We start from the raw sequence: 20,853 nt of genomic DNA, 5'->3' as shown, positions 1-20,853 counted from the left end.
CAGGAGAAGCCACCGCCATCAACCGGCTGCGATCTGAGACTTGATCTGCGGCGAAGAAAGTGCCGCCGTGATGTCCGATAGCGGCGCCAGTTTCTCGACCGGGCCGATGGCGGACAATGTGGGGACTGTATCGAAAAACAGGCGTCCGGCAAGATCCGTCAATCGCGAAGTCGTGATCCCTGCAAGACGCTCCATCATTTCATTGTTCGGAATGATGCGGCCATGCAGGATCATCTGCCGGGCAATCTGCCCCGCGCGGGCAGCCGGGCTTTCCTGCCCCATCAGAAGCTGAGCGCGGATCTGGGCGCGGGCGCGATCAATTTCCTGGTTGTCGATGAATTCCGAGGACTTGCGAAGCTCCTGCAGGATCACCGGCACCAGTTCCGGCAGATCTTCGCCACCGGTTGCCGCATGAACGCCGAAGACGCCCGTATCGGAGAAGCCCCAGTGGAAGGCGTAGACCGAATAGCAGAGGCCCCGATGTTCGCGGATCTCCTGGAACAGACGTGAGGACATGCCGCCGCCCAGAATGTTTGCCAGGATTTGCGAGCAGTAGAAGTCGCGCGCGTGGTAGGCCTTGCCCTCAAAGCCGAGCAGCAATTGCGTGTCCATCAGGTCACGCATCTCGCGCACTTCGCCACCCAGATAGCGGGCAGGCTCGAACACCGGCGGAGCGGAAGGCGTGGTCGGCAACAGGGAGAAGCGGTCTTCCACCTGCTTCACCAGCGTCTCGTGGTCCACGGCGCCGGCGGCGACGATAAACATGCGGTCGGTGGTATAGTTGCGCGAAAGATAGGCGCGGATCTGGTCCGGCTGGAAGCCTTTCACCGTCTCCGGCGTGCCGAGGATCGGGCGACCGATCGTCTGCCCGCGATAGGCAACCTCCGAGAAGCGGTCGAACACCACATCATCTGGCGTATCGTTGGCAGCGCCGATTTCCTGCAGGATGACGTGCTTTTCGCGCTCCAGCTCTTCCTCGTCGAAAGAGGATTCCGTCAGGATGTCCGCCAGAATGTCGATTGCCAGCGGCACATGGTCCTTCAGGACGCGTGCATAATAAGAGGTGGTTTCGGTAGACGTGGCGGCGTTGAGTTCGCCGCCCACATTCTCGATCTCCTCGGCAATGTCACGGGCGCTGCGCCGTGCGGTGCCCTTGAACGCCATGTGCTCCAGGAGATGCGCAATGCCGTGTTCGTCCACGGTTTCATTGCGCGAGCCCGATTTGATCCAGACGCCGAGTGCCACGCTTTCCAGATGCGGCATGTTCTGCGTCACTACGGTCAACCCGGAGGCAAGCCGGGTGATTTCCACATTCATCGTTGGTCTTTCCGGCACTCTGACCTGTCTACCCAAGAGCAATGGTTCAAGCCTTGGCCCGCGCGTGCTGGCTGATGAATGCTTCCACCGCCTTCAGCTCGGGTTCCAACAGGTCGAAGTGCTCCTCCCTACTCATCAGATCTCCCATCCATGATGGGAGCGCCGGATGAATTCCGCAAGCAGATTCTACGGCTGCCTGGAACTTGGCCGGGTGCGCGGTTGCAAGTGTCACCATGGGGCTGGTGCCCTTTGCGTTCTTGGAGGCCACGAAAATGCCCGTCGCCGTGTGCGGATCAAGCAGGTAGCCGGTCTCTGCAAGGGTAGCGCGAATGGTCTCGGCCACCTGTTTCTGCGTGGCCCGACCGGCCTTGAACTCGCGGCGGATGGCTTTGAGCGCCTCCGGCTGGATCTCGAAGGCTCCTGATTGACGAAGGCCCGACATGGCGGAACGAACCGCTGCCGAATCGCGACCGTAGGATTCAAACAGAAGCCGCTCGAAGTTCGACGAGATCTGGATGTCCATGGAGGGCGAGGTGGTTGCCACCACCGGCTTCATCTCGTAGCGGCCGGTCTTCAGCGTACGCGCCAGAATGTCGTTGTCATTGGTGGCGATCACCAGCCGGTCGATCGGCAGGCCCATGCGCTTGGCCACATAACCGGCGAAAATGTCGCCGAAATTGCCGGTTGGCACCGTAAACGAGACCTTCCGATCCGGCGCGCCGAGCGAAATGGCGGATGTGAAGTAATAGACAACCTGCGCCATGATGCGCGCCCAGTTGATGGAGTTGACGCCCGACAGCTTCACGCTTTCGCGGAAAGCCACGTCGTTGAACATCGCCTTCACCAGATCTTGGCAATCGTCGAAATTGCCATGAACGGCAACCGCATGCACATTGGCGTGTCCCGAGGTCGTCATCTGCCGCTGCTGTACCGGCGAAACCTTGCCATGCGGGAACAGAATGAACACGTCCGTGCGCTCGCGTCCGGCAAAGGCGTCGATGGCCGCACCGCCCGTATCGCCGGATGTTGCACCGACGATTGTCGCGCGCTCGCCTCGTTCGGCCAGAACATAATCCATCAGGCGGGCCAGCAGCTGCATGGCCACGTCCTTGAAGGCCAGCGTGGTGCCGTGGAAGAGTTCCAGCACATAATCGTTGGGGCCAACCTGCACGAGGGGCGCGATGGCCGGATGCCGGAAGGTGGCATAGGCCTCGTCGATCATGGATTTCAGGGCGTCAGCTGGAATTTCATCGCCGGTGAAATGCGAAAGAACCGCGAAGGCTACATCCTGATAGCTTTTGCCCCGCAGGTGGCGGATTTCCTTTTTGGAAAGCTGTGGCCAGGTTTCCGGCAGATAAAGGCCGCCGTCGCGGGCAAGACCTGCCAGCAGTGCATCGCGAAAACCAAGAGCGGGCGCATCACCACGTGTAGAGATATATTGCAAGACCGTATTCCTGAGCACAATCCAAGAGACGCCGGAGAGACCGGCATGGTGGGGAAACGCCGCTTTCACTGCCGCCACCTTGCCTGGTTCGCATCAAACTCTTCTGCGACAGGTAAAATTCAGCTGCAATGCCAATCGATTTTTCCGTTGGGCGCTGGTATAGACCATCAAAATTTGACGTGAAAGCCCGGAATGCGTATTCATGACGCCTATTCGGGACCGTTCAGAAGAAAAGGGTCGCAGTCACGTGTCTGGCAAGCAATCGCTCAAGTTCCTACCGCTCGCGCTTCTCGCAATCCTCGCAGGCTGCAATTCGTCTTCACCGGTATCGGGTCTTTCGCTCGGCTCTTCTGCGCAGCCTGCTGCCGCACAGGCCGTAACGCCCGTCGTGCAGGCCTATTGTCCGCAGGTCGTGATGCTGGAGCAATCGGCAATAAAGAACGCGTATGCGGGCAATGCCAAGGATGATCCGGCAAAGCTCATCTATCGCGCTTCGCTGTCTGAGGCCACGCGCGCCTGCACCGCCAATGACACAACGCTGACCATCCGCGTACAGGCGCAAGGCCGCGTGGTCATCGGCCCTGCTGGCAAGCCTGGCCGAATTTCCCTGCCGATCAATGTCGAAGTCATTGGCGAAGGCGACAAGGTTATTTACTCGCAGACGCAGAGCACTGCCGTGGATGTTCCTGCGGAAGGTGTCGCGCAGTTCCTGTTCGACAAGGCGGATGTCTCGATCCCCAACCAGATGGGCGGCGTTTCCACCTTTACCCGCGTTCGCATCGGCTTCGATGATGCCACGGTCAAAAAGAGCGGCCGCAATAAGCGGTAAAACCGAGGCGGTAAAATATCGCGGTATCAGCAAAAGGGGTTCGGATGCGCGCGCGATCCGGCCCCATTTTGTTTGTCAGTTCACAACGCTCCACCCCATCTGGCAGGTCGCACATGCGCGAGATAACCGCTTCAGCGTAGGCAAATGCACCGCCTTGCCTTGAGAACTTAATGCCCATCGAGTGATCTTAGCTCGACAGGCGCTCGAGTACTTTTTTGTAGCTTCTACCCAATATGGGTGATTTGTCTCACTCTGTCACATGTTAGGCCAATTGCTCCAATTTCGGAGTCTATTGTGTCTACCATCATGCTTCTCATTCCAACGTTGAGGGCGTCATTGCAGGTGCATCGCGCGTGCTATGGCGCGATGCTGGATGAGACCGATGTTCTGTCGACGAGTTCATGGAACACATACGTGTTTGCGGCCTTGTCAAAAAAGAACTCACGCTCGTCGCAGGTGAACACTTTCACCTTTCGAAGCGGGTCTGGATACGACGAGAAATCCTTGCAGCTGAGATGCTGCACAATTTCCCGCCTTACCTCGCCATACTCCTTCAGCAGCAGTACCGAGAAGCCCTCATCACCTTTGCCTTCAACAAACACGGCGGGGACTGACTGGTCGTCGGCAGCTGCAATGTTTCCGGCCAATGGCAGCATCAGCAGCAGGGAAAATAATAAATTTTGCATAACTGTTCTCCTTTCCGTAAAATTTTATATGTTAATGGTTAATTTAATATTAATGCGGATTTTTATTGAGTCAAAAAGAATCAGTAGAACGAAATTTAACTCGATGGTAATAGTTTAAATGTAAAACTGGACTCCGGCAAAAGAGATGATGACTTGGAAAAAGATCATTTTGTCTTCTGGTGTCTGTGTAATGTGTCAAGGAAGGATCAAAGAATGAAACTTATGTCTGCTGTTGTACTTGCCGCAGTTGTCGCGCTTCCAGCCATCAGCGCATCCGCTGTGAACGCTCGCGAAATCGAGCGTTACGAATACAAGGACACTCGCGAGTGCTACCGGGTTCAGAAGGTTCCGGCCAAGATCGTCATCGAAACGCGCGGCCAACTCGTGCGTCCCGGCGGTTGGGAGTGGAAGGATGACGAATTCGAAGGCAAGTCGCGCGTCGAGATGCGCAAACTTGACGACGTCTATATTGCAGTACCGCGTGAAGAAGAGCCCCAGCACACGACCCTGTTCAAGATAAAGTGCTGATCTGAGTTTGCCCCCTCGAGCAGTTCCAGCCGGAATGAGCATTTCGGTGTTTGGAATTGTCAGGGCTGCGAGCCTCTGATTACCTCAGAGGATTGTGTGAAAAGGGTGCCGGGGCCGAGAGTTCCGGTACCTCACTGTGGCGTTGGAGCCAAGGTTCCGTTTCGCTGCAGAAAAATGCTTTGAAATGGGGGCTTGCTGCGCAAAGCATGGATTTCACGGGTTGCGCGCCGCGTAAATCGCAAGTGTCAAGCTGAAAGCGAAGGGTGATGCAGGGGTCCGCACCTCCAGCCGGAACGCCGCCGCGTCTTCGTGCTCATCAGAGTGCTTGCGGTTAGATTTGTCGGCACGCAGAAGGCGAGGTATGTCTTGCGTGCCGACTGCTTTAACAGGCCTTGATGCCGTATACCTGTAACCGGTTGCATGAGCCCTTTATTCTCTTTACCAATGGGCGTTAAAGCAAGATAGCTGTTGCAAGGTTGGTTCAGAGCGTATGCTGCGTTGTTGCGGCCGGTGTAGAGGTATCCGCTTTCATGTTCTCTGGCATTGGCGGCCCTTCTTTGCGATCGGCCAAGACCTGTTCCACCTTCGCTGCTGCAAACAATGCTCGAACGTAGTCGGGAAAATCTTCAGCGTGTGAGTAATAAGCCACCGGTGCAGGATTATAGGAGACGATATCTTTCTTTACGCAGACTTCGTCAGCTGGAACATCTTCGATAAAGCGGGTAAAGCACTTTTCTCCCTTGTACTTGTAGGGATAAATGACTTGTACGACTGCTTTTGGCGCGGGAGCATCGTCCGGCTTCTGCACTGTCGTGCATGATGCAAGGCCACACGAAAAGGCGAGGGTCAGAAACAACATATTTCGTGTCAAGGCGAATCTCTCCGTTTTCACCATTTTCACGAATCATGGTTAATAAATCATTAAATACAGCATTCTCAGTCAGTGTCGTTCTCGTATTATATCTTTGTATTCGTTTGCTTATTCAGAGATTAGACACAGGTGTCGAAATGTGAAATCCGGCTCATCCGGTAATCGTACGGATACTGGCAATGGCGGCCACAAAGTCCGTCTGCCTGGACATTCCGGATTTGGCGAGGATCGCCTTGATGTGGGTGCGTACCGTATCCTGACTGACGGAAAGATCCTGCGCCGCATTGGCCACATTACTGCCAGACGCAAGTTCACGGGCGACTTTTGCTTCTGCCGCCGTCAGATCGAATAGTCCCTGAATGGTTTCGGCCGAGGGAACCTTACTGCGATCAATCGGCGTGACCACCATGAGGAATGCTGCCTGACTAAAAATGTCGCGTGCATGGCCTTCAATCGCCACCAGATGGACCACTGCTGGAGAACATTCTTCATAGTGTGGCAACGGAAATGATCGGCCTGCCAGGCCTCCGTGCAGTTTGAAGGCCTGAAGCGCCTGTAGCAAAATGTCGTTTGCGGCAACATGTTGGAATCGGATGCTATTATGCGCTGCTATCATGAGTTGTGGCTCCAGCGCTTCCAGAAGAGGATTGGTGCCAAGCACCGTTCCGGACGCGCTTAGCATCGCTGCCGGAAGGCCGCTCAGTTGCAAAGCAGCCATGGCTGTATTGATTCGCTCGAAAGCCAATCGGCTCGACATAAGGGTCGCTCTCGCCAAATGCGGGCGCAATTGATCCAGGTACCGGATTGCTTCGGCCGTGATTGGTCCTGTCGATTTCTTCTTCTCTACGGCAAAGATAATCTTGTCGCCGCTCGGGCCGGTTATGAATGTCGAGGCACCAAAGCCGTATCCCAGTGGATCCAAAACTTCTGTAAAAATTGGTTCTGCCTGGTAATCGGCAGGCGAAACATATTTGGCCTCATCGACGAAGCCTTGATGCTGGATGGTTAGCAGCCGATCAGCACGGGTGTTTCGCTGCAGCCAACCTTCTGTCACCATCTTCGTATCGAGTTCGGCAAGCGAGGCAGATGAGATGGCGCGTGGTGTCTTCTCATTGGGATTGAACAAGGCGGTACCGTGCCCGGTGACGGCGGCCGCCATATGGTCGAGGATTTGTGGCCAGATTTCAGGGACGAAGGCCGCCTCGTAGATGGAGTCGACAATCGATTGGTCGGGGCACGCCGGTAGCCCCCTGCTTGCGTTGAAAGCGCTTCCTTGCCCCTGCATTGTGTGCTTCCTTTCTTAAAAAGCTGATGATTTGCGACCGGCTCCTCAGCCCTGACTTTCGTCGTTGCGGCTCAGCGGGCGATGGGTGATGATGTTGGCTATGAGGTCAACCTGACGCGTCATTCCGCATTTGCTGAGCGCTGACTTCACGTGCGAACGTGCCGTTTCGATACTGATGCCAAATTCGCGGGCGGTGGTCGCTACATCATTGCCCATTGCCAGTGAACGGGCCACACGTGCTTCAGCCGGTGATAGATCGAACAATCCTTGCAGCGTTTCGCTATCGATGACTTTTGAACGGTCCGCGGAGGTGGCAATCACGAAATAGGCCGCGTTGGTAAATATATCTTTCGCGTTGCCACGGATGGGCACGAGATGGACAACTGCCGGAGGAAGGACTTCAGTGCGGGGCAGAGGAAGCGAACAGCTTGAAGAACTGGAGTTTGGCCGCGTGATTGCCTCCTGGAATTTTGCATTCGTGGTTGATGAGCCGAAAATCAACCTGTCGTAAGCGGAAACGACTATCTGAGGGGAGAAATCCTCCATCAGGCTATTCGCCGCAAGTACAGTTGCCTGGTGTGTAATGATGGCTGCAGGTAGGTCGACAAGTTCCAAAGCTCGAACCGCCGCATTTATCTTTTCAAAATGAATACGACTTGAGGTTGTTGCTGCGCGGGCGAGGTGCGGACGCAACGTGTTTAATAGTGCAACATGTTTTTGTTCGAATGGACCGGCTGTTCGTTCCCGGATGATGTCAAAAATAATTGTATGGCCTGAGGGCTCTTTGATCATGTCTCCGACCGTCCATCCAAGGCCGAGAGGGTGAAGAAACTGCGTGTAGATGGGGTCCACCGCAATCTCTTCCTCAGTCATCAGGTCCACGTCGCGCATGAACGAATAGGGGGACAGCGCTTCATGTCGTGCTGGGCGGATATTTTGGAAGCGGAGGGGGCTCGACGAAAAACGCTCCATATCTGACCGAATGTTGGGACTGGATACCCAGTTGAATGATTGCTGCCCATCGATCGTGATAAGAGAAGCTGAGTACGCTTCGATCTCCAAGCTTATTTCGCAGCAAACCGTTTCCCAAGTCTCGCTCACGAAAGCCGCTTCGTAAATTTGGTCGATCAATTTTAAATTCAACAAGCCGCGTTCCAAACTATAGAAAATGTATCTCTCTACGCGCCCAAAGCATTAGTAACGCAAGGATTGAGTAGTCGGAGAGGTAGGGTTCATGAGTCGACATTTGGTGCCAGGCCGACAATGGGTTTGATGAGCTTATTCCTGAAGCAATATGATGATAGATAATTTGTAAAACTCAATATTGTTAAACGAAAAGGCGAGTTTTTCTCGGATATGTTGCTCACATGCAATGTTTCATACGAGGCATGACGAAATTTATATATCTCTAGTTTTGCGGATTTTTCTATGTGTCTTCTGGTTGTTCTTTGACTTTGGACAATATAGAGCACGTCCAGTCAAAGTGCGTCAGCGGTTTACGTTCCGACTGAGCAAAAAACTAAGAGATAGAGCACTGCAGGTGATCCCGTTTTCACTGGATACTCTATGTCGTCGCAAGAGCAGACTCTATTCAGAGATCGGGTAGTACGCACGCAAAAAGTGTGCGACAAATAAAGATAAGAAATGATGTAAATCAGACCCGGAAGACCCGGGTCCATTTCAGATCCCAGCCATTTGTGTTTTAGAGCACAATGCTCTGACGGTATCAGATAGGCGCTCTAACTTCTTGTTTGCGAGGCAGAATCTTTTCGATTCTCATGTCACTCCACTATAGTATTACAGGCCTCACACCGCACCCACCCATTCGCCCAGCGCCGCAATCGTTGCCGGTAAATCGCTCATGCGCGAGATAACCGTTTCAGCACCGGCATCCGTCAGCCGGTCGGCATGGCTCGGATAGGTATGCGATGCGCCGGTAAAACCGATCACCCGGCAGCCAGCGGCGACGGCGCCGTGAATGCCGTGCACGGAATCTTCCACTACCACGGCGCGGGAAGGGGAGACCTTGAACGTCTCCAGCGCGTGCAGGAAAATGTCCGGGCGCGGCTTCACCTTGTCCGGCCCAAGATCCTTGGCGGAAAAGATATGCGGGGCGAAATAGGGCTTCAGGCCAACCTTGGTCAGCATCATATCCAGCCGGTGGCTGGAGGAGTTGGAGCAGATGCAGGCCTGCGTCGAAATCCGCGACAGCGCCAGCTTCACGCCCTCGATCACCTTCACATCCCGCTCCAGCCGCTGGTCGAGCAGCTTTTCCGATTTGTCGAGCAGGGAGGCGGAGAGGGGAATGTCGACTTCCTTCTCGATGGCCAGAAGAATGTTCTTCCAGGTCATGCCCGCGAAGCGTTCGCCCATTTCCTCGACGGAGATTGGGTAGCCCGCTTCCGTCAGCAGGCGAGACTCGACCTGTGCCGCGATGATTTCCGAATCGACCAGAACGCCGTCGCAGTCGAAGATGATAAGGTCAAATCCACTCATGTTAGTCTTTGCTCAAAATTTCCGGGGGTGCCGTCCTCCTACACGAGCCCCTTGAGGATAACAATCCGGCTGAGCGCATAGCTGCCAATCACGCTTGCTTGACGAATGTCAGGCCCAGTTGGCCGCTGCCATTTACCATGTAACGTCCGCAGGCAGACGCATTTCTCGCAATTTTCGGATCTTCTTCAGTGTTTGGTAACCAAACTGGGTAACCATAACAGTCAGTAAATGTATCCGAGTAAGCGTTAGCGAGTATCAGATGGCATCCGTTCTTCCGCTTGTGGACCTGAAGCAGCAGGTTCGTCCCGATTCCTGGATCAACAGCATCATCAAGGGCGATTGCGTTGCCGCACTCGAAGCTCTGCCGGACCATTCGGTCGATGTAATTTTTGCCGACCCACCGTACAATCTGCAGCTTGGCGGCATGTTGCATCGTCCCGACCAGTCGCTGGTCGATGCCGTCGATGACGAATGGGATCAGTTCGAAAGCTTCGGAGCCTATGACGCTTTCACCCGCGCCTGGCTTCTCGCCTGCCGTCGCGTGCTAAAGCCGAACGGCACGATCTGGGTCATCGGCTCGTATCACAACATCTTTCGCGTTGGCTCCATGCTGCAGGACCTGAACTTCTGGCTGTTGAACGATATCGTCTGGCGTAAGACGAACCCTATGCCGAACTTCAAGGGTCGCCGGTTCCAGAACGCGCATGAAACCATGATCTGGGCCAGCCGCGATGCAAAGGCCAAGGCCTATACCTTCAACTATGACGCGCTGAAGGCCTCGAACGACGATGTGCAGATGCGCTCTGACTGGCTCTTCCCCATCTGCAGCGGTGGTGAGCGCCTGAAGGGCGATGATGGCAAGAAGATCCATCCGACCCAGAAGCCGGAAGCACTGCTCGCCCGCGTCATCCTCGCCTCCACCAAGCCGGGCGATATCATTCTCGATCCCTTCTTCGGTTCGGGAACGACCGGTGCCGTAGCCAAGCGCTTGGGCCGCAATTTCGTCGGCATCGAGCGCGAGCAGGATTACATCGATGCAGCCTCCGCCCGCATTGCCGAGGTGGAGCCGCTGGGCAAGGTGGAACTGACCGTCATGACCGGCAAGAAGGCCGAACCGCGCGTGGCCTTCAACACGCTGGTGGAAAGCGGCCTCATCAAGCCGGGTCAGGTTCTCACCGATGCCAAGCGTCGAGTCAGCGCCATCGTCCGCGCCGATGGCACTCTGGTGTCCGGTGGGGAGGCGGGCTCCATTCATCGTCTTGGCGCCAAGGTGCAGGGCTTCGATACCTGCAATGGCTGGACCTTTTGGCACTATGAGGAAGAAGGCGCGCTGAAGCCGATCGATGCCCTGCGCACCGTCATTCGCAGCAATATGGCGCGTCTGGATTGAGAAAATGGCATGGCTCCCCTGCCTTTTGAAAAGAGTTCGGGAACCAATTTCGCCGTATTGTCGTTTTTAGTTCAAATGAACTCATTGACGACGACCGATCCACCGCCTCGTCGATGAGCCCTTCCCCCGGGGATTGACCTCCAGTCGGCGGAAGGAACCAAACGCCCGGTCCTTTTCCCTCAAGGACCGGGCGTTTATTTTAGCAATTACTCGTGATGATGATTTTGCGGCGCTGACGCCCCTCAGACACTAAACCCGTACCGGTGCAGATCGGCCCTGAGCGTGTCGATACCGGTAAATTGCACCGCCTTCCATCCGGCCTTTTTCGCACCCTCCACATTGATCGCTGCATCGTCAATGAACAGCGTCTTTGCCGGATCAAGCCCGAATTCCTGCGTATGTCGCTGGTAGATTTCAATGTCCGGCTTGATGAGCCGCACTTCGCCCGACACGGTCACGCCCCGCGGTTTGTTGAGAAACGGATACATTTCGCGCGCGTGGCGGAAGGTGTCGGCGGCGAAATTGGTCAGCATCGTCACGTCGTGACCCTGCTCGATCAGGCGTTCCATGACGGCCACGCTGTCGAGATAGGCGGGGACCACCATCTCATGCCAGTTCTGACGAAAGGCGCGGATATTGTCCGCGTGGTCCGGAAACTTCTCGATCAGCTCCGCCTCGGCCTCGGGCCATTCACGCCCACGGTCCTGCTCCATGTTCCAGTCATGGGTGCAGACATTCCCGAAAAACCAGCGCCGCTCGTCCGCATCGGGAATGATCCTCTGGTAGGGGATCGTGGGATCCCAGTGGATCAGCACCTTGCCGATGTCGAAAACGATGTGCTCGATGAGCGCGGTCATGAATGCCTCCTGCTGGAACCAGTTCCTTCTATTTAGATCGATTTGAATGCGTTCGGAAGGGCTGTTGCGATGACCTTCTTCATGACCGTGGGAAGCGCTTGCGCTTCAAGGTTATCGGCCTTCTCCCACCATCCGTCTGCGTCCGGCTGCTTTTGCGTCTTCGTCCGATACACGGTCAGCCGCAGTTCGAAATGGGTGAAGACGTGGGTCACCACACCGGCCTGATGCCATTCGCCGGGGAAGGGCGCATGCTCCTCAGTCGTTCCACCATCCAGCCGTGCGGTCCACGCGGTGGTTGGAACCTCGGTCATGCCGCCGAGCAGGCCGCTTTCCACGCGCCGTCTCAGCAGGATTTCGCCATCGGAGGTTACGGCCACGAAGGCGGCACCCTGGCGGATCGGCTTTTCCTTCTTGGCGGCCTTCACCGGAAAGTGCTCCGGATCATGCGCCTTCAAGGCAAGACAGTCCGCATTGAACGGACAGAGCGCACAGGCCGGACGCTTTGGCGTACAGATCGTGGCGCCGAGATCCATCATGGCCTGGGCGAAATCCCCCGGCCGGCCAAGTGGCGTAAGCTCTTTCACTCTCGCCTTCATCAGTGGCTTCGAGCCGGGCAGCGGATCGGAAATGGCGTAGAGGCGGGAGATCACGCGTTCCACATTGCCGTCCATCACGGCCGCCGGACGGTTGAAGGCAATGGCGGCAACGGCAGCGGATGTATAATCGCCAATTCCCGGAAGCCCACGAAGTCCCTCTTCGGTATCCGGAAACGTGCCGTCATGCTCTTTGGCGACGGTTTCCGCGCATTTCTTGAGGTTTCTGGCCCGCGCGTAATAGCCAAGGCCTGCCCAGGCAGCCATGACATCCTCGTTGGGGGCGGCGGCCAGATCACCCACAGTTGGCCATTTTGCCAGGAACTTCAGGAAATAAGGCTTGACCGCCTGCACGGTTGTCTGTTGGAGCATCACTTCCGACAGCCAGATGTGGTAAGGGTCTGCGCGCTTGCCTGCCAGGCTTTCGCGGGGGGTGATGCGCCAGGGCAGTTCGCGATGATGGCGATCATACCAGGAAAGCAGTTTGTTGGAGAGAGACGTGTCGGCTGTGGAGTGCATATCGGCGGGACTATCCATCCTGTTCGACCTTAGAGATAAGGTGCATCGAGTTTGAAGCCAATGGCGGAGCAGATGGATTTACCGGTCCTCCTCATCAATATCGATCGTGCGATCGAGCGCAGGCAATTGATCGAAGGTCAGGCGGAAAAGCTCGGCATCAGGCTGGAGCGTGTGGCAGGCATTGATGGCGCCAAGGTTCCGCCGGACCAATGGGTGGATGCCGACCGCGATCTATTTCTGAAGCGCAACGGTCGCCCGCTGATGACCGGGGAATATGGCTGCTACAAAAGCCATCTCAAGGCTTTCCAGCAATTGGTCGATAGCGGCGCGCCTGCTGCTCTGATCATCGAGGATGATGTGGCTCTCAGCGAAGACCTCATGCTGCGCGCTCAGTCCGTCGCAGCGACGGTCAAGGATGGCTGTGTCGTGAAACTCGTCAATCATCGCACACTCGCCTTTCGCCACCTTTTCACCACGCCAATGGGTGATCGTATCGGCCTGTCCCGGTTTGGACCTCAAGGGTCTGCCGCCTGCTATCTGTTGACCGGAGGAGCGGCGCGAAAACTTCTGGAGCCGTTGCGCGTGCAATCACTGCCATTCGATATGGCCCTGGAGCGGGTATGGCACCATCGGGTGCCGGTTTATACGGCAGAAGAATCGCTCCTCGGGTTTGGCGACCTGCGTTTGCAGACCTTCATTGCCAGCCGCGCAGACTACAGGCAGCAGAAGTTAACAGGGCTGGCAAAGCTACCAACGCATGTCTTTCGTGTTAAGGAGACACTTCTTCGCGCATTCCAGACACTTTTCTAATGGATGCGTTGGCAATAGGGTAAAAACGGTTCAAAGCCGAAGAGCACAGCAGATATGAGGATCGATCGGCTCGAATGACGTTTAAACGCATATTACTGGCGCGCCGTCGCATCGATCCCTGGATCCTAGCCTTTGCGATGTTTTCCGTGGCTCTCTATCTGCCGACAGCGGTTGCCATGTGCGCTGTGTTCGGAGCGATAGGCATATATGTTGCCCTGTCCAATCGGCGGCGAATTCGTGCCAATCTCGATTCCCCTCTTGGTGTCATCTTTCTTTACATCTTCTGGGTCGTCCTGCTCCTGGGCGTGCGCGGCGAGTGGCAATGGCAAAACCGCCAGCTCGGTTTCATGGGGCTTCTGCTCGGCTTCAGCTTCATCGCCTCTGGTCTCTGTCTTGTGCGTCAGCCGCTGCGCTGGCTGGTACTGGGCGGGCGCGTTGGAACCTGGATCGCGCTGGCTGCAGCTCTCTTTGCAAGCCTTTCTTTCCAGACGGAGGCGGATCGCTATGATGGCGGCGGTAACGCGGCCATCGTGGCACTGCTCGTGGCGCTGGCGGGCATTGTCGCCACCATTCCGGTGGAAAAACCCTGGCGATACCTGCCCAACGGACCCTTCTATCTGCTGATCGCCATCGTTCCCGTCTTCCTGTCGCAAACGCGCGCCGTCGTTCTCATCCTGCCTGTGTTATTTCTCGTCGAATTTGCGATCTGTTCTCTCAAATGGCGGCCTCGCTGGCGCAACAGAGCCTATGCGGCGGCGGCGCTTGGCCTGGCCGCGCTCTTCATGGCGCCACCCGTGCACAGCATGCTGATTGATCGTTTTGCCACCGTCTATGAATACTATGTGGATGGTGACCAGGCACACAATATGGATTCCGGCAACATCCGGCTGGCGCTCTGGAAGGCATCCACAATCGTGATCAAGGAGCACCCCATCGCAGGTGTGGGCCTCAGAGATACATTCGCCAATCTGGAGCGCGTTGCCGGACCGGATCTGCACTACATCGTCGGCGGCAAGCATGTGCATAATTTCCTGCTACAGGAATTGCTGGCCAACGGGTTTCTGGGTCTGGGGCTTCTTCTGGCGATCTTTGCAAGTGTCCTCTGGATGGTCTGGCGTCAGCCGGATCATTATCCCCTGAAGCGCTGCGTCGTCTATTTCTACGGAACCGTGCTTGCTTTCGGCATGTTGCATGATCCCTTCTACCACGAGCAGTGCCTGGCAACGTCCATGCTGTTCCTCGCGGTCCTCATCGTGCAGTTCCGTCGCTGGAACCTGCTGACGCCCGCTGCACGAAGAGCCATCTGAGCCATGGCGCGCAAACCCGTCCCGCTGCAGATTGCAGAAATCGCCAACGGACTGATGGACCCGGTGCTGGCCCGCCGCGCCGGTATTTCCACCGCGCTTCTCGGCTCATGGGACGAGATTGCCGGCGAGGAGTTTGCCGAATGCACGCGGCCGGAAAAGATCGCCTGGCCGCGCCGCGATGGCTCGGAAGGTGAGGGCGGCCACAAGGCCGGCGTCCTGACCATTGCCTGCGAAGGCGCGCGCGCGCTGTTTCTCAGCCATGCGCAGGGCGAACTCATCGACCGCATCAACGGTTTTTTCGGATTTCCCGCCATCCGCCAGATCCGGATCGTGCAGAAGCCGGTCTCGGTTGCCACGCGTTCCCGCCGCAAACCGCAGCCATTGCGCGGCGAGGCTGCTCGACGCCTGAACGAAATGATGGACGGGATCGAGAACGAGGCATTGCGCAAGGCGGTGGAGAGGCTTGGCACCGCCGTCCTGCAGCCAAAAAAGGCGACACGGCGATAGGGTTTTGCCTGCAGATCTAACACTCAGCTTCGGTTCATCTTTTCTCTGTCACGTTTGGTTGAGAAAAGAACATTCCGTCTGCGCGCCGCCTTGTTCTTGCAGCAAGGGCGCGATACGTGAAGCAACAAAGTCTGTTTATCTTCAATAGGTGCCATGATGCCGTTCAGCCTACCGCAAACCACCCGTCGCCAGCTTATGGGCGGCGCTGCCGCAACCGCAATCGGTGTGCCGCTTCTGGGCGCGTCCGCCGCATTTGCGGTCGATCTGCCGGAATCCTCCGGCAAGGTGGACATGGCAAAGGTGCTGCAGCCTGGCGCATTGCCGGAAATGGCGCTGGGCGATGAGAAGGCCAAGGTCACCATCGTCGAATACATGTCGATGACCTGCCCGCACTGCGCGCATTTCCACACCACCACCTTCGAGCCGATCAAGCAGAAGTATATCGATACCGGCAAGGCGCGCTTCATCCTGCGCGAGTTCCCGTTTGATCCGGTCGCGACCGCGGCCTTCATGCTGGCCCGGTGCAACCCGGCCAAGCCACAGGAAATGGCGGATGCCAAGAGCTATTACGCCATGGTTTCCATGCTGTTCAAGCAGCAGCGCGCCTGGGCAGCCCCGGCAGACGGCAATGTTCGCAATGCCCTGCTGCAAATGTCCAAGATGGCCGGTTATTCACAGGAAGGCTTCGAGGCCTGCTTGACGAACCAGAAGCTTCTCGATCAAGTGAACGCCACCATGAAGCGCGGTGCAGAAGAATTCGGCGTGAATTCAACGCCAACCTTCCTGATCAACGGCAACCGTTACTCCGGAGACATGTCGGTTGAAGCCATGTCGGCGCTCATCGATAGCCTGCTCTGATCCGAACGCATTTTTGAAAGCGGACACGGATCGCGCATCCGTGTCCGCTTTTGTCTGTTTGTCCGCAGGTGGTGCATGAAGTTCACCAAACTGCGCCTTGTCGGCTTCAAATCCTTCGTCGAGCCGACCGAATTCATCATCGAACCGGGCCTCACCGGCGTCGTCGGCCCCAATGGCTGCGGAAAGTCCAACCTTGTGGAAGCGCTCCGCTGGGTAATGGGTGAAAATTCCTACAAGAACATGCGTGCCTCCGGCATGGATGACGTGATCTTTTCCGGATCGGGAAATCGCCCGGCGCGCAATTCCGCGGAAGTCGGCCTCTACCTCGACAATAGCGATCGTACCGCGCCAGCCGCCTTCAACGATGCCGATGAGATACAGGTCTCGCGGCGGATCGAACGCGAGAACGGCTCCGTCTACCGCATCAACGGCAAGGAAGCCCGCGCCAAGGACGTGCAGCTTCTGTTTGCCGATGCCTCCACGGGCGCCCGCTCGCCCTCCATGGTCGGGCAGGGCCGGATTGGCGAGCTCATTCAGGCAAAGCCGCAGGCGCGCCGGCAATTGCTGGAAGAAGCGGCCGGCATTTCCGGTCTGCATTCCAGGCGCCATGAGGCGGAGCTTCGGCTGCGTGCTGCGGAAACGAATCTCGAGCGGCTGGAGGATGTCACAACCCAGTTCAGCAGCCAGATCGAAAGCCTCAAGCGTCAGGCTCGGCAGGCCAGTCGCTTCAAGATGCTCTCTGCCGATATCCGCGAGCGGGAGGCAAAGCTCCTCTACATCCGCTTCGTCCAGGCGCGCGATGCGGAAAACGAGGCAACGCAGGCGCTGAATGCCGCGACCTCTGTGGTCGCGGAACGCGCCCAGAGCCAGATGGAAGCCGCCAAGGAACAGGCGATTGCCGCACTGAAGCTGCCCGAACTGCGTGAGGTGGAAGCCAAGGCCGGTGCCGCGCTTCAACGTCTGCAGATCGCGCGCAGCCAGTTGGAAGAAGAAGCGGGTCGCCTTCTGCGCCGCAAGGACGATCTCATGCGCCGCCTCGCGCAGCTTGCCGAGGATATTCGCCGCGAAGAGCAGTTGATGGCGGAAAATGCCGCGGTGATCGACCGTCTGGATGCGGAAGAGCAGGAACTGACCGAGCTTCTGGCGCAATCTGGCGAGGAGGCGGAAGAACTTCGGCTTGCCTATGAGAATGCCAGCGCGCGTCTGGCCGAAAGCGAAGGCGAATTCGCCGCAGTCACCGCCGAGCGTGCGCAGGTGGCCGCTCAAGTTGCGCAGCTGGAAAGGGTTATCCGCGAGATCGCCGATCGTCGCCTTCGGCTCGACCGCCAGCGCAGTGAAGCGGCAGGCGAGCTTGAACAACTCGATGACAAGCTATCCGAACTCAGCGACCCGGCAGAGCGCCGCGAAGCGGTAGAGGCGGCGGAATATGCGCTGGAGGAGGCGGCAACTTTGATCGAGGAGATCGAAGAGGCGCTGTCTCAGGCCCGCCAGCGGGAAATGGAGGCCCGGCAGCCGGTCGAGCAGGCGCGCGCGCACCTGAATGGGTTGGAAACGGAAGCCCGTACCATCCGCCGCATGCTGAGCGCCGGTGAGGCAAGCGGTACGTTCACTTCGGTGGCGGAAATGATCCGCGTCGATCGCGGCTTCGAGGTCGCTCTGGGCGCGGCACTCGGCGATGATCTCGATAGCGCCTTGGATGAGGCCGCCCCGTCCCACTGGCTGCGCCTGACAAACACCGTCGAGGGACCGGCGCTGCCGGAGGGCGTAGAACCCATTGCCCGCCACGTGACAGCGCCGCCGGAACTGGCGCGCCGTCTAGCCCAGATCGGCGTCGTAGACCAGTCGAATGCGAAGAATTTGCAGGCGAGCCTTAAGCCTGGCCAGCGCCTCGTGACGAAGCAAGGGGCCGTTTATCGCTGGGATGGGCATGTCACTGGCTCGGAAGCACCGAGTGCTGCAGCTCTTCGGCTTGCGCAGAAAAACCGGCTCTCCGAACTGGAAACCGAAATCGATGATGCGCGTATCGAACTGTCGGAGGCGGAAAGCCTGAGCCTTCAGGCAGGCGAGGCCATCAAGACAGAAGAGGCACGTCTTGGCGAGGCGCGCGAACGCCTGCGGCTTCTTCAACGCAGTGTTTCGGAAGCGCGTGAAGCGCTTGCGCAGGCTGAGCGTGCTGCGGGCGACCTGATGCGTCGCCGTGCCGTTGCCGAAAATGCCCTTGCCCAGCTGAGCGAACAGATCGATGAACTGGCCGCGCAGGACGAGGCCGCCCGTGCCGAAAGACAGGATGCGCCGGATCTCGCCGATCTCGACCTCCGGCTGGCGCAACATCAGTTGACCGTGGCGCAGCATCGGGCAGAGCTTGCGGAAGCGCGAGCGCGCTATGAGGGTCTGTCGCGCGATGCGGATGCGCGTCGCCGCCGTCTGTCGGCCATTTCCGCCGAGCGCACGAACTGGCGGGGCCGCGTCGCCAGTGCCGAAGGTCATGTTGCGACGTTGCGGGAGCGTGAGGACGAAGCCCGTGAGGAAATGGCCGAGCTGGATCTTGCGCCGGAGGAGTTCGAGGACAAGCGCCGCGCCCTTATAAACGAGTTGCAGAAGGCGGAAGAGGCGCGTCGCGCCGCCGGAGACGCTCTGGCCGAGGCCGAAACCCGCCAGCGCGAGGCGGACCAGCGTGCTGCCACCGCGCTTGCGGCCCTGGCCGAGGTTCGTGAAAAGCGCGGCCGCGCGGAGGAGCGTCTGGTATCCGCCGCAGAGCGCCGTCACGATGCGGAAAATGCAATTCGCCAGGCCCTGTCCGTGGAGCCGCATGAGGCATTCCGTCTTGCAGGCGTCCAGCCGGGTTCCACCCTGCCGGACATGAGCGCCGTGGAACGCGAGGTGGACCGCCTGAAGATGGAGCGTGAACGGCTTGGTGCCGTCAATCTTCGGGCTGAGGAGGAGCAACGGGAACTCTCGGACAAGCTTTCCGCGCTCGTCAAGGAGCGTGACGACATCATCGATGCCATCCGCAAGCTGCGATCTGCCATTCAGAGCCTGAACCGCGAGGGACGCGAACGACTGATTGCCGCTTTCGATGTGGTCAACGGCCAGTTCCAGCGCCTTTTCACGCATCTTTTCAACGGCGGTACTGCGGAACTTCAGCTCATCGAAAGCGACGATCCGCTGGAGGCGGGCCTCGAAATCCTGGCCCGTCCGCCGGGCAAGAAGCCGCAGACAATGACGCTTCTGTCGGGCGGCGAGCAGGCGCTGACCGCTATGGCGCTGATCTTCGCGGTCTTCCTCACCAATCCGGCGCCCATTTGCGTGCTGGACGAGGTGGATGCACCGCTCGATGACCACAATGTCGAGCGCTATTGCAACCTGATGGACGAAATGGCCGCATCGACGCAAACGCGCTTCGTCATCATTACCCATAACCCCATCACCATGGCGCGCATGAACCGGCTTTTCGGCGTCACCATGGCGGAGCAGGGCGTTTCGCAACTCGTTTCGGTCGATTTGCAGACGGCGGAGCGTCTTCGGGAGGCTGTTTGATGAAGCGCTTCGGTATTGTCTTTTGTCTGCTGGTCCTTGCCGTCTCGCAGCCCTCGGCAGCCGAAGAGGCAAAGTCAGGCCGTTTCTTGCACGAGGTCGTTGCTGCTTCTCAAGCCCATCGGGAAAGCCTTCAGCAACTGCTGCGCAAGACCCAGCGGCTCCCGCCCTGGGTGCGCAATATGATCACGAACCCGCTCTATGTGTCTGGTGCGTCCACAGCCGTTACGATTGCCGAAAAACCTTTTGAACTCTTTGGCGCCTGCCTGGTGAAGCTCTGTCCGCAGAGCCACCTGCGCATCCTGTTCACGCCGCAGGGCAAGATCGCTTCGATGCGTATCGTTGATGAAAAGATGGGTGAGATCGTTCTGGGCGAGCCGGATGCCGATCAGCTACTTCAGCTTTCGAAACCCGGCATTTGAACGCCGACCGCGGCGATATTGAAACAGAAGCACATTTCAGGCAGGTGTCAGCTTCATGGTGGAGAGACGATCATGCAGAATTGTGTCGCATTCATGCGAGATGCACGGGACACATCCAAGTGATCCCGGCGGCAATGAAACAGGATCTGGTTGAAAAATCATGCAGCAGTGATCCGACTGTGATCTGATCACGATACCGTCTCGTACACAAATTTAGTAGATTTGAATAAGCTATGGAATACATAACATGATTTCCAATTAAGGTTATCGGAAAAATCAAACAGTCAAAGCGCGTTTGACGCTTTCCATAACAGTTGAATTCCTCAATTTTGATGCCCATAACTCTTGTTCAATCTTTCCCGGATCAGATCCGGCTTAAGACCCCCCGGCCGGTTTCCTGTACCAGCCGGAAGACTTTGCGGGGCCGGAGCAGGCGGCCCCGCAAAGTCTGCTCAAGCGTATCGCGATTTTTCAGATTCGCTCCAGACGCTTAAACTCTTTGTTTCATCGCATGTCGTTACCACTCTAGGCGGTAGTGACGATTTAGCTATTTGAGCCAGATGGCGATGGCTGCGAGTTTGACGAATCCCATGAAGTTGG

18 protein-coding genes are annotated in these 20,853 nt (G+C 57.4%); 9 read left to right on the top strand and 9 right to left on the bottom strand.

Going from position 1 to position 20,853, the window contains the following annotated elements; all coding sequences use genetic code 11:
- Positions 1-18 precede the first annotated feature (18 nt).
- Positions 19-1,317 (bottom strand): M16 family metallopeptidase, encoded by a 1,299-nt coding sequence (locus tag MUU53_RS09935; RefSeq protein WP_247260768.1) that lies wholly within the window; start codon positions 1,315-1,317, stop codon positions 19-21.
- 46 nt (positions 1,318-1,363) lie between these two features.
- Positions 1,364-2,761 (bottom strand): threonine synthase, encoded by a 1,398-nt coding sequence (gene thrC, locus MUU53_RS09930; protein ID WP_247260767.1) that lies wholly within the window; start codon positions 2,759-2,761, stop codon positions 1,364-1,366.
- 202 nt (positions 2,762-2,963) lie between these two features.
- On the opposite strand from thrC, the gene MUU53_RS09925 reads away from it, so the two are divergent.
- Complete coding sequence (locus MUU53_RS09925) at positions 2,964-3,590, top strand: PilZ domain-containing protein (protein WP_247260766.1); 627 nt, start codon at positions 2,964-2,966, stop codon at positions 3,588-3,590.
- 356 nt (positions 3,591-3,946) lie between these two features.
- On the opposite strand, the gene MUU53_RS09920 is transcribed toward MUU53_RS09925, so the two are convergent.
- Positions 3,947-4,276, bottom strand: a complete 330-nt coding sequence (locus MUU53_RS09920) for a hypothetical protein (protein WP_247260765.1) — start codon at positions 4,274-4,276, stop codon at positions 3,947-3,949.
- Between the two features lie 213 nt (positions 4,277-4,489).
- Here MUU53_RS09920 and MUU53_RS09915 point away from each other — a divergent pair, with 213 nt between their 5' ends.
- Positions 4,490-4,804 carry a hypothetical protein gene (locus MUU53_RS09915; RefSeq protein WP_247260764.1) on the top strand — a complete coding sequence of 105 codons (315 nt, stop codon included), beginning with the start codon at positions 4,490-4,492 and terminating at the stop codon, positions 4,802-4,804.
- Between the two features lie 481 nt (positions 4,805-5,285).
- On the opposite strand, the gene MUU53_RS09910 is transcribed toward MUU53_RS09915, so the two are convergent.
- From MUU53_RS09910 to MUU53_RS09895, 4 genes are all read right to left on the bottom strand, one after another.
- Positions 5,286-5,675, bottom strand: a complete 390-nt coding sequence (locus tag MUU53_RS09910) for a hypothetical protein (RefSeq protein WP_247260763.1) — start codon at positions 5,673-5,675, stop codon at positions 5,286-5,288.
- A gap of 151 nt (positions 5,676-5,826) precedes the next feature.
- Entirely contained in the window at positions 5,827-6,960 is a 1,134-nt protein-coding gene (locus MUU53_RS09905) for a helix-turn-helix transcriptional regulator (protein ID WP_247260762.1), read from the bottom strand.
- A gap of 45 nt (positions 6,961-7,005) precedes the next feature.
- The gene (locus MUU53_RS09900; protein WP_247260761.1) at positions 7,006-8,106 is read right to left on the bottom strand and encodes a helix-turn-helix transcriptional regulator; all 1,101 of its coding nucleotides are present in this window, start codon (positions 8,104-8,106) and stop codon (positions 7,006-7,008) included.
- A gap of 660 nt (positions 8,107-8,766) precedes the next feature.
- Positions 8,767-9,456 (bottom strand): HAD family hydrolase, encoded by a 690-nt coding sequence (locus MUU53_RS09895; protein ID WP_247260760.1) that lies wholly within the window; start codon positions 9,454-9,456, stop codon positions 8,767-8,769.
- Between the two features lie 259 nt (positions 9,457-9,715).
- Between MUU53_RS09895 and MUU53_RS09890 the strand changes: the two genes are divergently transcribed.
- Positions 9,716-10,846, top strand: a complete 1,131-nt coding sequence (locus MUU53_RS09890) for a site-specific DNA-methyltransferase (RefSeq protein ID WP_247260759.1) — start codon at positions 9,716-9,718, stop codon at positions 10,844-10,846.
- Positions 10,847-11,088: 242 nt separating this feature from the next.
- On the opposite strand, the gene MUU53_RS09885 is transcribed toward MUU53_RS09890, so the two are convergent.
- A complete protein-coding gene (locus MUU53_RS09885) occupies positions 11,089-11,703 on the bottom strand; it encodes an HAD family hydrolase (RefSeq protein ID WP_247260758.1) in 615 nt (204 codons plus the stop codon).
- Between the two features lie 32 nt (positions 11,704-11,735).
- Positions 11,736-12,833 carry an A/G-specific adenine glycosylase gene (gene mutY, locus MUU53_RS09880; RefSeq protein ID WP_247260757.1) on the bottom strand — a complete coding sequence of 366 codons (1,098 nt, stop codon included), beginning with the start codon at positions 12,831-12,833 and terminating at the stop codon, positions 11,736-11,738.
- A 54-nt stretch (positions 12,834-12,887) separates the two neighbouring features.
- Between mutY and MUU53_RS09875 the strand changes: the two genes are divergently transcribed.
- From MUU53_RS09875 to MUU53_RS09850, 6 genes are all read left to right on the top strand, one after another.
- Positions 12,888-13,625, top strand: coding sequence for a glycosyltransferase family 25 protein (locus MUU53_RS09875; protein WP_247260756.1), 738 nt, complete (start codon positions 12,888-12,890; stop codon positions 13,623-13,625).
- 74 nt (positions 13,626-13,699) lie between these two features.
- Positions 13,700-14,932: an O-antigen ligase family protein gene (locus MUU53_RS09870; protein ID WP_247260755.1), complete on the top strand. Its 1,233-nt coding sequence runs from the start codon at positions 13,700-13,702 to the stop codon at positions 14,930-14,932.
- 3 nt (positions 14,933-14,935) lie between these two features.
- A complete protein-coding gene (locus MUU53_RS09865; RefSeq protein WP_247260754.1) occupies positions 14,936-15,439 on the top strand; it encodes a DUF721 domain-containing protein in 504 nt (167 codons plus the stop codon).
- Between the two features lie 156 nt (positions 15,440-15,595).
- Positions 15,596-16,297 (top strand): DsbA family protein, encoded by a 702-nt coding sequence (locus MUU53_RS09860; RefSeq protein ID WP_062553244.1) that lies wholly within the window; start codon positions 15,596-15,598, stop codon positions 16,295-16,297.
- Positions 16,298-16,372: 75 nt separating this feature from the next.
- The gene (smc, locus tag MUU53_RS09855) at positions 16,373-19,834 is read left to right on the top strand and encodes a chromosome segregation protein SMC (RefSeq protein ID WP_247260753.1); all 3,462 of its coding nucleotides are present in this window, start codon (positions 16,373-16,375) and stop codon (positions 19,832-19,834) included.
- Positions 19,834-20,253, top strand: a complete 420-nt coding sequence (locus tag MUU53_RS09850) for an Ivy family c-type lysozyme inhibitor (RefSeq protein WP_247260752.1) — start codon at positions 19,834-19,836, stop codon at positions 20,251-20,253. The genes smc and MUU53_RS09850 overlap by 1 nt, the downstream gene beginning before the upstream one ends.
- Positions 20,254-20,853: the final 600 nt, after the last annotated feature.

The organism is Affinirhizobium lemnae, assembly GCF_022968395.1.
Lineage (GTDB): Bacteria > Pseudomonadota > Alphaproteobacteria > Rhizobiales > Rhizobiaceae > Neorhizobium > Neorhizobium lemnae.
This window is presented reverse-complemented; position numbering and strand designations above follow the sequence as displayed.

Coding starts and splice junctions, on each gene's coding strand:
- MUU53_RS09935 (WP_247260768.1), bottom strand. CDS start 1,317: ATGAATGTGGAAATCACCCGGCTTGCCTCCGGGTTGACCGTAGTGACG.
- MUU53_RS09925 (WP_247260766.1), top strand. CDS start 2,964: ATGACGCCTATTCGGGACCGTTCAGAAGAAAAGGGTCGCAGTCACGTG.
- MUU53_RS09920 (WP_247260765.1), bottom strand. CDS start 4,276: ATGCAAAATTTATTATTTTCCCTGCTGCTGATGCTGCCATTGGCCGGA.
- MUU53_RS09915 (WP_247260764.1), top strand. CDS start 4,490: ATGAAACTTATGTCTGCTGTTGTACTTGCCGCAGTTGTCGCGCTTCCA.
- MUU53_RS09905 (WP_247260762.1), bottom strand. CDS start 6,960: ATGCAGGGGCAAGGAAGCGCTTTCAACGCAAGCAGGGGGCTACCGGCG.
- MUU53_RS09895 (WP_247260760.1), bottom strand. CDS start 9,456: ATGAGTGGATTTGACCTTATCATCTTCGACTGCGACGGCGTTCTGGTC.
- MUU53_RS09890 (WP_247260759.1), top strand. CDS start 9,716: ATGGCATCCGTTCTTCCGCTTGTGGACCTGAAGCAGCAGGTTCGTCCC.
- MUU53_RS09885 (WP_247260758.1), bottom strand. CDS start 11,703: ATGACCGCGCTCATCGAGCACATCGTTTTCGACATCGGCAAGGTGCTG.
- mutY (WP_247260757.1), bottom strand. CDS start 12,833: ATGGATAGTCCCGCCGATATGCACTCCACAGCCGACACGTCTCTCTCC.
- MUU53_RS09875 (WP_247260756.1), top strand. CDS start 12,888: ATGGATTTACCGGTCCTCCTCATCAATATCGATCGTGCGATCGAGCGC.
- MUU53_RS09870 (WP_247260755.1), top strand. CDS start 13,700: ATGACGTTTAAACGCATATTACTGGCGCGCCGTCGCATCGATCCCTGG.
- MUU53_RS09865 (WP_247260754.1), top strand. CDS start 14,936: ATGGCGCGCAAACCCGTCCCGCTGCAGATTGCAGAAATCGCCAACGGA.
- MUU53_RS09860 (WP_062553244.1), top strand. CDS start 15,596: ATGCCGTTCAGCCTACCGCAAACCACCCGTCGCCAGCTTATGGGCGGC.
- smc (WP_247260753.1), top strand. CDS start 16,373: ATGAAGTTCACCAAACTGCGCCTTGTCGGCTTCAAATCCTTCGTCGAG.
- MUU53_RS09850 (WP_247260752.1), top strand. CDS start 19,834: ATGAAGCGCTTCGGTATTGTCTTTTGTCTGCTGGTCCTTGCCGTCTCG.